Consider the following 14,023-nt stretch of genomic DNA (forward strand, 5'->3'; position numbering starts at 1 on the left):
AATCCGCATATGACTACTACCAAACACGCCAAAGTCCTGATTCTCGGCTCCGGTCCTGCAGGCTACAGCGCCGCGATTTACGCCGCGCGCGCCAACCTGAACCCGATGCTGGTCACCGGCGTCGAGCAAGGCGGCCAGCTGATGACCACCACCGACGTGGAAAACTGGCCGGCCGACCCGATGGGCGTCCAGGGTCCGGACCTGATGCAGCGTTTCCTGCAGCACGCCGAGCGCTTCAAGACCGAAATCGTGTTTGACCATATCCACACCACCCACCTGAACGAAAAACCGATCCGCCTGGTGGGCGACAGCAATACCTACACCTGCGACACCCTGATCATTGCTACCGGCGCCTCGGCACAGTACCTGGGCCTGCCGACCGAGCAGGAATTCATGGGCCGCGGCGTGTCCGCCTGCGCCACCTGCGACGGCTTCTTCTATCGTGGCCAGGAAGTGGCCGTGGTCGGCGGCGGCAACACCGCCGTTGAAGAAGCCCTGTACCTGTCGAACATCGCCACCAAGGTCACCCTGGTGCATCGCCGCGAGAAGTTCCGCGCCGAACCAATCCTGGTGGACCGCCTGATGGCCAAGGTCGCCGAAGGCAAGATCGAGCTGAAACTGAACTCCACCCTGCACGAAGTGAAGGGCGACCAGTCCGGCGTGAACGCCATCACCGTCAAGCACAATGACGGCGGCCTGTCCGACGTGGCCGTGCACGGCCTGTTCATCGCCATCGGCCACAAGCCGAACACCGGCATCTTCGAAGGCCAGCTGGAAATGAAGGACGGCTATATCAAGACCCGCAACGGCACCGAAGGCATGGCCACCGCGACCTCGGTACCGGGCGTGTTCGCCGCCGGCGACGTGCAGGACCACGTGTACCGCCAGGCCATCACTTCCGCCGGCACCGGCTGCATGGCCGCACTGGACGCGCAACGCTACCTGGAAGCGCAAGAGTGAAAAGCTTCGCCGACCTGAAGGGACTGGGCAAACAGCTCAAGGAGCAGGAAGAGCAGCGCGCGGCCGCCGAGAAGGAGGCCGCCAAGCAGCAAAAGGCCGCTGCCGCCGCGGCCAATGTGTTCCAGTCCTCGATGGCCGGCGTGCAGAAAATGAAGCCGTCCGACCGCTACGTGCCGCCGCCCGCCAAGGGGCCGGCCGTGGCAGGCCGCCCTGCCGCGGCCGGCAAGCGCGGCCCGCTGACGGCCGAAGAACAGGCGGCCGACGACGCAGCCGTGCTGCAGGAGTCGATGCTGTCGGACATGTTCGAGGTTGACCATTACCTGGAAGAAGAGCCGTCCCTGAACTTCAGCGCCCCCGGCATCGGCCCGGACGTGATGAAGAAAATGCGCAAGGGCCACTGGCCGGTGCAGGACGAACTGGACCTGCACGGCAAGCGCCGCGACGAGGCGCGCCAGGCCGTCGACGACTTCCTGCTCAAGGCCAAGCGCCGCAACTACCGCTGCGTGTGCGTGATCTACGGCCGCGGCTTCGGTTCGCGCGGCGGCGAACCGGTACTGAAATCCATGGTCCATTCCTGGCTGGTACAGACCGACGGCGTAATCGCCTTCTGCCAGGCGCGCGCCGAAGAAGGCGGCGAAGGCGCCATCATGGTGCTGCTGCGCAGCGCCTTGCAGCCAGTCCGCTAGCAATGTTATCGTTCGGACTATGAAAATAGTCCCCGCCGTCTCCCTCATCACCGTCATCGAAGTCGTCGCAATCCTGGTTGGGGCATTCTCGGGATTCATCGAAGCGCGCCGCAAGCGCATGGATATCGTGGGCGTCTTCATCGTCGCCTTCATCACTGCGTTCGGTGGCGGTACCGTACGCGACATCCTGCTCGACAAGCGCCCGCTGTTCTGGGTGGCGCACCAGGAATATACGATCCTGCTGTTCGTCGTGGCACTGGTGGCCGCCCCCTTCTTCAAAACCATCCGCCACATCGTTTCCGAACGCCTGATCGTGTGGGCCGACGCTGTTGGCCTGGGCCTGTTCGCCGTGGCCAGCGTGGCACAGGCCCTGGCGGCGGACATGCCGATCTTCGTGGCCGTGATGATGGGCGTGATTACCGGTATCTTTGGCGGCGTCCTGCGCGACATTATTTGCAACGAGGTACCGATGGTTTTCCGCGACGGCAAACCCTATGCGATCTGCGCCTTCTTTGGCTGCTGGTTCTATATCGCCCTGCAATACACCACGGTTTCCGACGACGTCGCCCTATGGTCAAGTGCAGGCTTGATCACCGTCATGCGGCTGCTGGCCTGGCGTTTCGACCTGAAAATCAGCCGCCCATAGGTTAACGGTATCACCCTTAAACTTTCAATTGAAAAGTTAAAACTTACGGTTAAGAAACGAAAGATATAATGGTGCAACTTTAAGATGCGCCCTGCCTGACCGTGTTTACTTTTGATGTCGCCACTGCAACCAGCTTGATCGGCTTCCTGTCGATCCTGATTGCCTGCGCCTTCCGCGGCCTGCACGACCGCGCGCTCGCGACCTCACCCGGCGGCCAATGGGCGCTGTCTGCCTTCACCGGCGGCGCTGCCGCACTGATCACGGCCTACGCAGCCAGCCTGCCGCACTTCGTCGGCACTGTGATCGACAATACATTGACCGTAGTCAGCCTGGCCTTCATCCACCGCGGCACGGCGATGCTGGTTGGCGCGCGCTACGATGACCGCAGCTACCTGGCCTGCGTGCTATTGGCGCTCGCCGGCTTCGCCTGGTTCACTTATGGCTACACCAGCCTTGGATCCCGCATTGGTCTGGTCTCCGGTTTCCGTGCCCTGTTCTACGGCGCCACCCTCGTGATGCTGATCAAGCGCCCCGGCCTGCCAGCGGGCGCCCGCTACCTTTGCGATATTCTTGCGCTGGGCGCCGCCTGGAGCCTGGTGCGCCTGGCCAGCGTCATGATGTCGGGCGACCATGTCACCAACTTCCTCGAAGGCGGCACCACCTATGCCGTCATGTTCGCGGTAAGCGGCATCCTGCACGTGCTGGTCAACGCCTTCCAGTTCCGGCTTGAGAGCGAACAAGTGCGCGATGAGCTGGCGGCTCATGCCGGACACCTGCAGGAAAAGCGCGACATGCTGCAGGCCGTGGTTGCCGACCGCACTTCGGAGCTGACACGGCTGGCCACCACCGACAGCCTGACCGGCGTTGCCAACCGCCGTCATTTCCTGGAGCGCGGCAGGCAGGAACTGGAACGCGCTGCGCGCTACCGCCTGCCAATGGCCCTGCTGCTGCTGGACATCGACCATTTCAAGCAGGTGAACGACAACTTTGGCCACCCTGCCGGCGACAGGCTGCTGCAGGTGGTGGCGCAGGCCTGCCAGTCCAGTGCGCGCCACGTTGACCTGGCCGGCCGCCTGGGCGGGGAAGAATTCGCCCTGCTGATGCCGGAAACCGGCGCCATCGCCGCCAACCTGGCGGCCGAGCGCCTGCGCCGTGCCATCGCCGCCATCGCTCCCGCGCAATCGGGGGTCTTGCAGCCGATTACCGCCAGCTTCGGCGTCGCCACGCTCAATCCAGGCGACACTTCGCTCGATGCGCTGCTGGCGCGCGCCGATGCTGCGCTGTACCGCGCCAAGCATGGCGGCCGTAACCGGGTGGAGGCGGCATGAATGTCCTGCACGTCGGCACTTGCGCCCTCACGCTAGGCATCGCCTGCCTGGCAATCGGCGCCGCCTTCTTCGGCCTGCACGCTGTGCGCGACGGCCGCTCCGCCGGCTCCAACTGGAGCCTTGCAGCCATTTGCCAGGGCCTCGCCTGGATCCTGGACAGCATGGCGGGCGAGTTGCCAATCGCCTTTTCCATTGTGCTGCCCAAGGTGCTGATGGTTGCCAATGCCGTGCTGCTGCTGCGTGGGGCCGTGCGTTACGACCCCGCGCCGCCGCCATTCATGCTCAAGCCCTGGCCATGGGCGGTCTTCCTGCTGCTCACCGCCCTGCCCTTCGCCTGGTTCAGCTATGCCGACGACAATTTGCCGGCACGCCTTCTCCTGGCCTCCCTGATCCGCATTCCGCTGCTGGTGGCGGCGTTCGTTTTCCTTTCGCGCCAGGCCCCGCGCAATGGCCGCGCAGTACTGTGCACCCTGTTCGGCATCGGCATCGTCTGGCACGTGCTGCAAGCCCTGGCCGGCGTATCGGACCATGCGCCGCTCCGGGACTTGCTGCAAACGGATGCCATCCAGGTGACCACGCTTATGCTGGGCGGCGCCAGCATCATCCTGGTCATCGCCACCCAATTCCGCATTGAGAGCGACAACGCGCGCGATTCGCTGCGGGCCTGGGCCGAAGCGCTGGAAGTCGAAAGCCTGCAGCTCGAAAAAACCATCGAGCAGCGCAATCAGGAACTGCATGCGATGGCGACCACCGACTGCATGACGGGCCTTGCCAACCGCCGCCAATTCCTCGCCAGCGCAGCGCAGGAGATCGAGCGCGCGCACCGCTATGGACACAAGATGTCGCTGTTGATGATCGATATCGATCACTTCAAGTCGATCAACGATCAATTTGGCCACCCGACCGGTGACCTGGCGATTATTGCCATCGGCCGCCATTGCGGAACGGCATGCCGGGGCAGCGACCTGGCGGGCCGCCTGGGCGGGGAAGAATTCGCCCTGCTGCTGCCGGAAACCGGAATGGAAGAAGCGCAGGCCGTTGCGGAGCGCCTGCGGGCAGGCGCGCAAACGCTGCAGGTGATGCATGAGGGGCGGAACGTGCCGCTGCGGCTGAGCATCGGCATCGCGTGCCTGGACGCGGGGGACGCCGGTCCGGACACGCTGCTGGCACGCGCCGACCGGGCTTTGTACGCGGCCAAGAATGGCGGCCGCGATTGCGTGCGCTATGCCTGATTAAACCGCGTCGGGTCCGGTTTCGCCGGTACGGATGCGGATGACCTGCTCGATATTCTGCACAAAGATCTTGCCATCGCCGATCTTGCCGGTGCGTGCGGCCTTGATGATGGCGTCGACGGCGGTTTCGACCACGCTGTCATCCACCACCACTTCCACCTTCACCTTCGGCAGGAAGTCGACCACGTATTCAGCGCCGCGATACAGCTCGGTGTGGCCTTTCTGGCGGCCGAAGCCCTTCACTTCCGTCACGGTCAGGCCGGTCACATTGACTTCGGCCAGCGATTCGCGCACTTCGTCCAGTTTGAATGGCTTGATGATGGCGGTAATTTGCTTCATTGCGTTCTCCTTATTGTGATTAGGCGTCGGGCACGGTTTTCAGGTTTTCCAGCCAGGCTGCCGCTTCCGAATCGCTCGGTGCGCGCCAGTCGCCGCGCGGCGACAGCGAACCGCCGGAACCGACCTTCGGCGCATTCGGCACGCAGCTGCGCTTGAACTGCGAAGTCTGGAAGAAACGCTTGAGGAAAATGCCCAGGTTGCGTTTGATGTCTTTCAGCTCGTACTGGTTGCGCACCACATGCTCGTCTTCCGGCCACAGGCCAGCCTCGCGGTCGCGCCAGGCATGGTAAGCCAGGAAGGCTACCTTGGACGGCGCAAAGCCGAAGCGCAGGATGTAGTAAAGGTTGAAGTCCTGCAGTTCGTAAGGCCCGATAAAGTCCTGCGTGACTTGCGCCGGAGCGGCGTCGCCCGCCTTGCCGGGCACCAGTTCAGGACTGATTTCAGTGTTCACCACCGCCAGCAGCACACTGGAATTGACGTCACCGAACTGCTTGCTCTCTGCCACCCAGCGCACCAGGTGGGCGATCAGGGTCTTGGGCACGCTGGCGTTCACGTTGTAGTGCGACATATGATCGCCCACGCCGTAGGTGCACCAGCCCAGCGCCAGCTCGCTCAAGTCGCCGGTGCCGATCACGATGCCGTTGTGATGGTTCGCCATGCGGAACAGGTGGCTGGTACGCTCGCCCGCCTGCACGTTTTCGAACGTGACGTCGTATTCTTCCTTGCCTTCGCTGTACGGGTGGCCGATATCCTTCAGCATCTGGATGCAGCTCGGACGGATATCCACTTCCAGCGCAGTGCAGCCGACGAATTGCATCAGCGCGCGCGCCTGGTCCAGCGTACGCGTGCTGGTGGCAAAGCCCGGCATGGTGGCAGCGATGATATTGGTACGCGGCAGGCCAAGCAGGTCCATGGCTTTGGCGCAGACCAGCAGCGCGTGGGTCGAATCGAGTCCGCCCGAGACGCCGATCACCACCTTCTTGATGCCGGACGAGGACAGGCGCTGCACCAGCGCGCTGACCTGGATGTTATAGACCTCGTTGCAGCGCTTGTCGCGCAACTGAGGATTGGACGGCACATAAGGGAAGCGCGCGACGTTGCGTTCCAGCGGCAGCACGCGGTGCAGCGGCAACTCGACCGGGAAGCGCACGGTGCGGAACTGCGCCACTTCCGCCTTGTGGCGGCGCGTGGATTGGCCGAAAGTCGTAGTACGCATGCGTTCGCGCGACATGCGCTCCAGGTCCACGTCGGCGAAGATCAGATGCGATTCCTCGGCAAAACGCGCAGATTCCGCCAGCATCTCACCGTTCTCGTAGATCAGCGCCTGACCATCCCAGGCCAGGTCGGTGGTCGACTCACCCCGCCCAGCCGAAGAATACAAATAGGCCGCGATGCAGCGCGCCGATTGCTGGCCGACCAGCTGGCGGCGGTAATCGGCCTTGCCGACCAGGATATTCGACGCCGACAGGTTGACCAGCACAGTCGCCCCAGCCAAAGCGGCGAAGGACGACGGCGGGATCGGCACCCACACGTCCTCGCAAATCTCGATATGGAATTTGAGCAGCGGCAGGTTCTCCAGTTCGAACAACTGGTTGGCGCCAAACGGCACGCGCTGGCCGAGCAGCGTGATCTCGCTGGAAATCGCCTCATCGGCGGCGCTGAACTGGCGCGCCTCATAGAACTCGCCGTAGTTGGGCAGGTAGGACTTCGGCACCACGCCGCGAATCACCCCGCCCGACACCACAATTGCGCAATTGAACAGCTGGTGGTCGACACGCAGCGGCGCCCCCACCACCAGCGCCGACGGAATGCGGCTCGACGCCTCGACCACGGCCTGCAGACCCTGCAGCACCCCATCCAGCAGCGCGCGCTGGTGGAACAAATCGTCGCAGGAATACGCCGACAGCCCCAGTTCCGGGAACGCCACCAGCACAGCGCCCTTACCTGCCGCCTGCTCTGCCAACTCAATCGTCTGCGCCGCATTGAACAGCGGATCAGCCACCCGGCAGCGCGGCACGCCGACAGCCACGCGGGCAAAATCATGGTGATACAGATTATGGAAAGAATGCGACATAACTCAGCAAGGCCAATGTTGATGGCGAAGATTTTAACATTGCCCCGCGCCCAACGTACGGCCGAGCCCGTGTCCCACCTTGGGGTCACACCCGTTTTGAGACACGAGCTGAGCCACATTCCTCTCGAGCTCGTGTCCCATTTCGGGTGTGACCCCATGGTGGGACACGGGCTGGGCTGTATTTGGCTAGAATGGCTGGATGGAATATCGAACCAGCGTCCTTTCTTCCCTTGCCGACGTCGAACCAGTTCAATGGGACCGGCTGACGGCGGGCAATCCCTTTGTCTCACATGCGTTCTTGCATGCATTGCATGAATCCGGCAGCGCGACGGCGGAAACTGGCTGGCAGCCGCAATTCCTGGCCGTGCATGTCGGCGAAGAACTGGTGGCTGCGATGCCGCTTTACGTCAAGGCGCATTCTTACGGCGAATACGTGTTCGACTGGGCCTGGGCCGATGCCTATCATCGCAATGGCATCGAGTACTACCCCAAGCTGCTGTCGGCGGTTCCTTTTACGCCGGTCACTGGCCCGCGCCTGCTGGCGCGCGATGCATCGGCACGAACGGCGCTGGTGCAATTCCTGCGCGAGCAGCAGCAAGCTGCCGGCATGTCTTCCACCCATATACTCTATCCGCCGCAGGACGAGGCAGAGCAACTGGCGAAAGCCGGCTTCATGCTGCGCAGCGGTGTGCAATTCCACTGGCTGAACCCGGGCTACGAAAATTTCGGGCAGTTCCTGGAGACGCTGGAGCATAAGAAGCGCAAGAATATCCGCGCCGAACGCCGCAAGGTGCGCGAAGCCGGCATCACCATGCGTCAGGTTCGAGGCCAGGAGACCACGGAGCAGGACTGGCGCTTCTTCCACCGCTGCTACAGCAATACCTACGCCGAGCACCGCTCCTCGCCCTACCTGAACCTGGATTTCTGGCTGCGGCTGGCTCGCACCATGCCGCAGAACCTGCTGCTGGTGGTCGCCGAGCGCGATGGGCGGCCGGTGGCCTCATCGCTGGTGGTGCACACTGCAGACACACTGTACGGCCGCTACTGGGGCGCGATGGAACACATCCCCTGCCTGCATTTCGAAACCGCTTATTACCAGCCGCTTGAATTCTGCATCGCCAACGGCATCCAGACCTTTGAAGGCGGCGCCCAGGGTGAGCACAAGATGGCGCGCGGCTTCCTGCCGCAGAAGACCTACTCGGCCCACTGGCTCGCGCACCCTGCCTTCAGCGATGCGGTGGAGCGCTTCCTGGAACGCGAGACAGGGGGCATCGACGACTATCTCAGTGAGCTGAACGAACGCACGCCTTTCCGCCGCTAGCTAGCGCGGCGGCCGCTCGATACTACCCCGCTGGCCCGGCACCGGCTGGATGCCGGCTTCGTCATCGTCCAGCTCCTCCGCCGCCAGCGCCGTATTGGCCGGTCCATGCAGCACAGAGCCGTCGGCTGAAAAGCGCGAGCCGTGGCAAGGGCAATCCCAGGAATGCTCGGCTGGGTTCCAACTCACCGCGCAGCCGAGATGGGTGCATGCCGCCGACATCGCATGCAAGCCGCCGCCGTCGTCGCGATACACTGCCAGCTTCTTCGCGCCGCGGTTCAGGATGGCGCCGTGCCCCGGTGCGATTTCCACCGCCGACTCGACCTCGCCGCCGCGCAGCCAGTCGCCGTACTGCGCCAGCGTATTGACCTGCTCCTGCATGAATTCCGTCACGCCCTGGAAAGGCTTGCGCGACGGGGCGTACAAGTCGGCCCAAGGATTTTCGCGGCCCATGACCAGGTCGCGCACGATCATTGCGCCCAGCGTGCAGTTCATCATGCCGGTGCCGGAATCGCCGCTGATCACGTACACATGGTTGTCGTCCATTGGATTGCGCCCAAGGAAAGGCAGCCCGTCTGCGGGTTCCATCACTTCGCCGGACCAGCGCAGCGTTACCGCGCCCGCCATGGGGAAGTGCTGGCGCACCCACGCCTCCAGTTGGTCGTGCCGGTGGCGCGGATCGTGGTCTTGCCCGACCTTGTGGTCGCAGCCGCCGACCACCAGCACATCATGTCCCGGGCTGGCCGCACTCGACTCGAGCCGCACGTAGTAATAGGGATCGCCGGTATCCCACAGCAGCATGCGCGGCACCGAACCGCGCGGTACTTCAACGCCGATCACATAGGTACGGTAACCGCTTTGCTTGGTGTGCAGGACGACGCGGTTGTTGAACGGGGAATTGGTCGCCACCACGACGGAACGGGCCACCACCCTGCCCCCGGCCGCGTCCACATGCAGGCGTTCGCCCACGCGGTCGATGCTGGTGGCGCGGCTGCCGCAAAAAATACGCCCGTCGCGCCGGCGGATGCAGCCGGACAATCCGGCGAGATATTTCAGCGGATGGAATTGCGCCAGTTGTGCAAACCGCACGCAGCTTCCGCTTTCAAACGGCAGGCCAGGTACCTGCGGCATCAACTCGGTTTCCAGCCCGGCGCGGGTAGCGGCCTCGCATTCGAGCCGGATCGCTTCGGCGGCGCCGGTTGCCGAGTACAAATAGCCATCCAGCCGCTCGAAATCGCAGTCGATGCCCTCGCTGCCGACGATGGTCGCCACCTGGTCGATCGCAGCCATCTGGCCCGCCGCCACCAGCCGGGCGTTCACGGAGCCGAAATCGCGTTCGATACCGTGGTACCACTCGTCCGGCGGCATCAGGTGGGCGGTGGTGCGGCCGGTTTCGCCGCTGCCCAGTTCACGCGCCTCCAGCACCACGACGCGCTGCCCCTCCAGCGACAGCAGGTAGGCCGTCGTCAGGCCGGCAATGCCGCCGCCGATGACGCAGGTGTCGGCCTGCACTTCGCCGCTCAGCTCAGGCAGCGCGACGGTGGGGGCGGTCTTCGCCCAGATCGACAATGAACCTTCCATTTCGCGTCCTCCCAGCAAGGGTGTCCGCCAACGACTATACAAAAAAAGCGCCCCGCGGGGCGCTTTCTTCGATCAGGCCAGGAATCAGCCTTCTTGCTTGGCGGCTTGGGCGACGCCGTGCATGATTTCTTTCTTGGCTTCTTCAGGACCGTACCAGCCTTCAACCTTCACCCACTTGCCTGGCTCCAGGTCTTTGTAGTGTTCGAAGAAGTGCTGGATCTGCTGCAGGCGCAGGTCTTGCAGGTCTTCCGGCTTTTGCCAGTGCTTGTAGATCGGCAGGATCTTATCGACTGGAACGGCCAGGATTTTCGCGTCTTCGCCGGATTCGTCGGTCATCTTCAGCACGCCGATCGCGCGGCAACGCACTACCACACCCGGGATCAGCGGGAATGGAGTGATCACCAGCACGTCGACCGGGTCGCCGTCGTTGGACAGGGTGTTAGGGATGTAGCCGTAGTTGCATGGGTAGTGCATGGCGGTGCCCATGAAACGGTCGACGAAGATGGCGCCGGATTCTTTGTCTACTTCGTACTTGATCGGATCCGCGTTCATCGGGATCTCGATAATGACGTTGAAATCGTTCGGCAGGTCTTTGCCGGCCGGTACTTTATTCAGGCTCATGATTTTCCTCGGGTTAATGCTTTTTTGGACAGTCTAACCTTGCAATTATAGCGAAGTGCGCGCCGTTTGTGCAGCGCAGCACATTCACAAAATAGTTGCCAAGGCGCACTGGCGATAGTGGTTCGCCGCTTCTTCGGGCTGGGACAGCGCTTCATGCATCTGCGCCAGCTTGAGGTGGGATTCGCGCACCATGCGCGCTTCGGAGGCGTCGGACAGGGCTTGCTCCAGGTAGCGCTGGGCCTTGCCCCACAGCTTTTGCTTCAGGCACAGCGAACCCAGGGTCAACGCCAGTTCCGCGTCGTTCGGGCGCTCGCGCACCCAGCCTTCGCAATGCTCGATCTGCACCAGCAGCGCGGCGGAACCGACCGGAGCGGCGGCGTCGCGGTAGGCGCGCAGCACGCGCTCGTCCCAGTTGGCTGCCAGCGATTCTTCGCAGACCACGCGGGCTTCGTCGTGCAGGCCACGGGCGTTGAGGGCGGTGGCGGCGCGGCAGGCTACGTATGGCTTGAGGCGGTCGGCCGTCGGGATCGTGGCCCAGACGCGCTGCAGCGATTCCGCATCATGCGCGTTATCGGACAACAGGTCGTCGTAAGCCAGTTCGCGCAGGCGCGCGGACAGCGCCGGATGCAGGGCCTTGTGCTTGTCCAGCAGGCGCACCAAGCGCAGCACTTCCGGCCAGTTCTTGGCTTGCTGCTCGGCCTTCAGGGACCATTGCAGGGCGTGGATGTGGCGGGTGCCGCTGGCATTCAGTTCACGCACGGCTTCCAGCGCAGCTTCCGGCTGGTGGTCGTCGACCAGCAGTTCGGTCACGGTCATCAGGCGCGCGGTTTTCATGCTGTTGTCGCTGGCGATGCGGGCCAGCCACTGGTCGCGGCGGGCCTGCTGGCGCATGCGGTGCGCAGCGCGGGCGCCGATCAGGGCGGCGACGCCGGCGTTTTCCGGCAGTTCGGCAGCGCGCAACGCTGCTTTTTCGGCATGGCCAAAGCGGCCTTCGAACAGGGCTTTCAGCGCGTCGCGCAGGCCCTTGTTGCCATCGCGTTCACGCTTGTTCTGCCGATAGGCGGCTACTTTGCGCGGCATGTTCACGGTGGCGTTGAAGGCGCGCACCAGGAAGTACACCAGCATGAAAGATGCCGCCAGCAGCACCAGGAAGAAGTTCAGCGACAGGTCGACCCGGTACGGCGGATAGAACAGCACCACGTTGCCAGGGTTGAAGCGAGCCGTCACGGCGATACCGATGGCCGCGGCCATCATGACAACGAGCCAGATAAAGAGACGCATTATGGCTTCGCCTTGTAGTTACGTACTGCGTTCAGGCTGTCTGCCAGCGTCGGCATTTCGATCGACAGGTTGCTGCCTTGCAGTTGGCGCAGCAGCTGCTGTGCGCTCTTGGTCTGCGCGGTCTTGGTGTCGAAGTACTTGGTCAGTGTCTCCTGCGCGGCCAGCAGGTCGGCGCGGAAGGCGGCTTCATTGCGGGACAACAGGGCCATGCGGGCGTTCAGCAGGCGCAGTTTCAGGTTTTCGCGCACGAAGAAGGATTCTTCCGGCGCCAGCATGATGGCGTCCGGCGTATCGACGCGGCGCACGCGGATCAGGGTCGACACTTCCGACCACATATCGCTGCTCCACTCCTGCCAGACGGTCTTCAGGCGATTGCCCCAGCTGTCCTGGTCTTCGGCGGCTGGCGCAGGTGCGGCATCCTTGCCCTTGCCTTTCGCCTTGGCTGGCGCGGCGGGCTTGCGCTCCGGCGGCGCCGGCGGGGTTGGCTTGGCGTCGGACATCATCGGCAGGCCGTCGACCTGGGCGATCACGTTATCCAGGCGCACGGCCAGGCCGACGGAATCGACGTTCGGCAGCGCCTTCAACTTGTCGATGTCCTTGGCGATGGCGCGGCGGATGGTGATGAATTGCGGCTTGTCGGAACGGGACAGGCTGCGGTCGGCGTTCTGCAGGGCGATCAGGGCGCCCGGCACGTTGCCGGCCAGTTGCAGCTGCTGGCTGGCGGTGGACAGCACTTGCTCGATTTCGGCCAGTGCCCACTCGTCGCGGTTCTTCGACATGTCCTGGTACAGCTGCTCCAGCGCCAGTTGCTGCGCTTGCGCTTCCTGCTGGCGGTTTTCCAGCACGCCTACTTTCAGCTGGATCTCCTTGGCAGTTTCCTGCACGTTCTTGGCGAGCTGGCTGGTCTGGCCGTTCAGGCTATCGCCCTGCTGCAGGCGGCGCGCCATTTCCTCGCGCAGGCGGAACACCTGGTTCTTGGAATAGAAGGCTTGCGCGGCCAGCAGGATGCCGATCACCACCACGGCGATGGTCAGCGGCTGGCGCAGGGCGTCGCGCTCCTGGGCCGGCGGGTTCGCTGGCGCAGCTGGGGCGGAGATCGGGGTTTCGGCGGCCGGCGCAGATTGTGGAGCCGGCGGGACGTTGTCAGTTTGGTTAGGCAAATCGTTCATGGACGTGATTGTAACGCGGCGAGCACCCGTTCGTCGCCTGATCCTGTCAGGGTCACATTCTGGAAGCCCAACTCCCGCGCCGTCTCGGCGATCCGGGAATGGGGGACGATGAGGTGATGATGTTGCATAGTTGCAACGATTGTCAACTTGTTTAATTGATTTAACAGGCCGGCAAGACCGCGCAGGGCTTCGGAACTGGTGATGATCCAGTCTGCGCCCTCGTCTGCCAAGGCAGCCAGGCGCACCGCCAGCGCTGGCGTCAGCGGCGGAATCGCGCGCCGGTAAGCCGGCAGGATGGTGACTTCGGCGCCGGAGGCGCGGAAGGCGTCGGCCATCAGTTCGCGGCCCGACTCGCCGCGCACGATCAGGACCTTGGCGCCGCGCAGGGCTGGCAGGTCGAGCGCTTGCAGCAGGTGTTCGGTGTCGCTGTGGGCGGGGTCGGCCGGGCTGGCGATCCGGCTGGCGGGGACGCCTTTGGCGATCAGGGCTTGCCGGCTGCCCTCGCCTACGACGGCGGCTTGCAGGCCTTTGGGCCATGCCGGGATGTGGGCGAAGGCGGCGTCGATGGCGTTCGGGGAGACGAATGCGGCCAACTGGTAGCTGGCAAGCTTGGCCAGCGCTGCGCTTAACGGGGCCTGATCGGGCAGCGGGGTGATTTCAAGCAGGGGCAGCACCTCCACCTCGCGGCCGAGGGCGCGAATGCGGCTGGCCAGGGGTTCGGCCTGGGCTTGCGGGCGGGTGAGGATGACTCGGCTTGGCATTTAAACCCGGTAAATCTGGGTCAGGCC

At 63.8% G+C, this 14,023-nt stretch carries 13 protein-coding genes; 6 read left to right on the plus strand and 7 right to left on the minus strand.

Features of this window, described 5'->3' with window-relative positions:
* Nucleotides 1–9 precede the first annotated feature (9 nt).
* From trxB to GM658_RS00990, 5 genes are all read left to right on the plus strand, one after another.
* Entirely contained in the window at nt 10–960 is a 951-nt protein-coding gene (gene trxB / locus GM658_RS00970; protein WP_155452142.1) for a thioredoxin-disulfide reductase, read from the plus strand.
* Complete coding sequence (locus tag GM658_RS00975) at nt 957–1,646, plus strand: Smr/MutS family protein (RefSeq protein ID WP_170298620.1); 690 nt, start codon at nt 957–959, stop codon at nt 1,644–1,646. The genes trxB and GM658_RS00975 overlap by 4 nt, the downstream gene beginning before the upstream one ends.
* Nucleotides 1,647–1,665: 19 nt before the next feature.
* Nucleotides 1,666–2,292, plus strand: a complete 627-nt coding sequence (locus GM658_RS00980) for a trimeric intracellular cation channel family protein (protein ID WP_155452144.1) — start codon at nt 1,666–1,668, stop codon at nt 2,290–2,292.
* Nucleotides 2,293–2,393: 101 nt separating this feature from the next.
* The gene (locus GM658_RS29730) at nt 2,394–3,620 is read left to right on the plus strand and encodes a GGDEF domain-containing protein (RefSeq protein ID WP_155452145.1); all 1,227 of its coding nucleotides are present in this window, start codon (nt 2,394–2,396) and stop codon (nt 3,618–3,620) included.
* The gene (locus GM658_RS00990; RefSeq protein ID WP_155452146.1) at nt 3,617–4,852 is read left to right on the plus strand and encodes a GGDEF domain-containing protein; all 1,236 of its coding nucleotides are present in this window, start codon (nt 3,617–3,619) and stop codon (nt 4,850–4,852) included. Before GM658_RS29730 ends, GM658_RS00990 begins: the two co-directional genes overlap by 4 nt.
* Here the strand turns inward: GM658_RS00990 and GM658_RS00995 are convergent, their stop codons facing one another.
* The gene (locus GM658_RS00995; RefSeq protein ID WP_155452147.1) at nt 4,853–5,191 is read right to left on the minus strand and encodes a P-II family nitrogen regulator; all 339 of its coding nucleotides are present in this window, start codon (nt 5,189–5,191) and stop codon (nt 4,853–4,855) included.
* A 19-nt stretch (nt 5,192–5,210) separates the two neighbouring features.
* Complete coding sequence (locus GM658_RS01000; RefSeq protein ID WP_155452148.1) at nt 5,211–7,265, minus strand: NAD(+) synthase; 2,055 nt, start codon at nt 7,263–7,265, stop codon at nt 5,211–5,213.
* Between the two features lie 199 nt (nt 7,266–7,464).
* Between GM658_RS01000 and GM658_RS01005 the strand changes: the two genes are divergently transcribed.
* On the plus strand, nt 7,465–8,586 hold the full coding sequence (locus tag GM658_RS01005) for a GNAT family N-acetyltransferase (protein ID WP_155452149.1): 1,122 nt from the start codon (nt 7,465–7,467) through the stop codon (nt 8,584–8,586).
* Here the strand turns inward: GM658_RS01005 and GM658_RS01010 are convergent, their stop codons facing one another.
* From GM658_RS01010 to GM658_RS01030, 5 genes are all read right to left on the minus strand, one after another.
* Nucleotides 8,587–10,164 carry an FAD-dependent oxidoreductase gene (locus GM658_RS01010; RefSeq protein WP_155452150.1) on the minus strand — a complete coding sequence of 526 codons (1,578 nt, stop codon included), beginning with the start codon at nt 10,162–10,164 and terminating at the stop codon, nt 8,587–8,589.
* Between the two features lie 84 nt (nt 10,165–10,248).
* Nucleotides 10,249–10,785, minus strand: coding sequence for an inorganic diphosphatase (ppa, locus tag GM658_RS01015; protein WP_155452151.1), 537 nt, complete (start codon nt 10,783–10,785; stop codon nt 10,249–10,251).
* A gap of 84 nt (nt 10,786–10,869) precedes the next feature.
* A complete protein-coding gene (locus tag GM658_RS01020; RefSeq protein ID WP_155452152.1) occupies nt 10,870–12,066 on the minus strand; it encodes a heme biosynthesis protein HemY in 1,197 nt (398 codons plus the stop codon).
* Nucleotides 12,066–13,235 (minus strand): uroporphyrinogen-III C-methyltransferase, encoded by a 1,170-nt coding sequence (locus GM658_RS01025; RefSeq protein ID WP_155452153.1) that lies wholly within the window; start codon nt 13,233–13,235, stop codon nt 12,066–12,068. Before GM658_RS01025 ends, GM658_RS01020 begins: the two co-directional genes overlap by 1 nt.
* Nucleotides 13,232–13,996, minus strand: a complete 765-nt coding sequence (locus GM658_RS01030; protein ID WP_155452154.1) for a uroporphyrinogen-III synthase — start codon at nt 13,994–13,996, stop codon at nt 13,232–13,234. The genes GM658_RS01025 and GM658_RS01030 overlap by 4 nt, the downstream gene beginning before the upstream one ends.
* Nucleotides 13,997–14,023 lie beyond the last annotated feature (27 nt).

It is taken from the genome of Massilia eburnea, from assembly GCF_009720745.1.
Classification (GTDB): Bacteria; Pseudomonadota; Gammaproteobacteria; order Burkholderiales; family Burkholderiaceae_D; genus Rugamonas; species Rugamonas eburnea.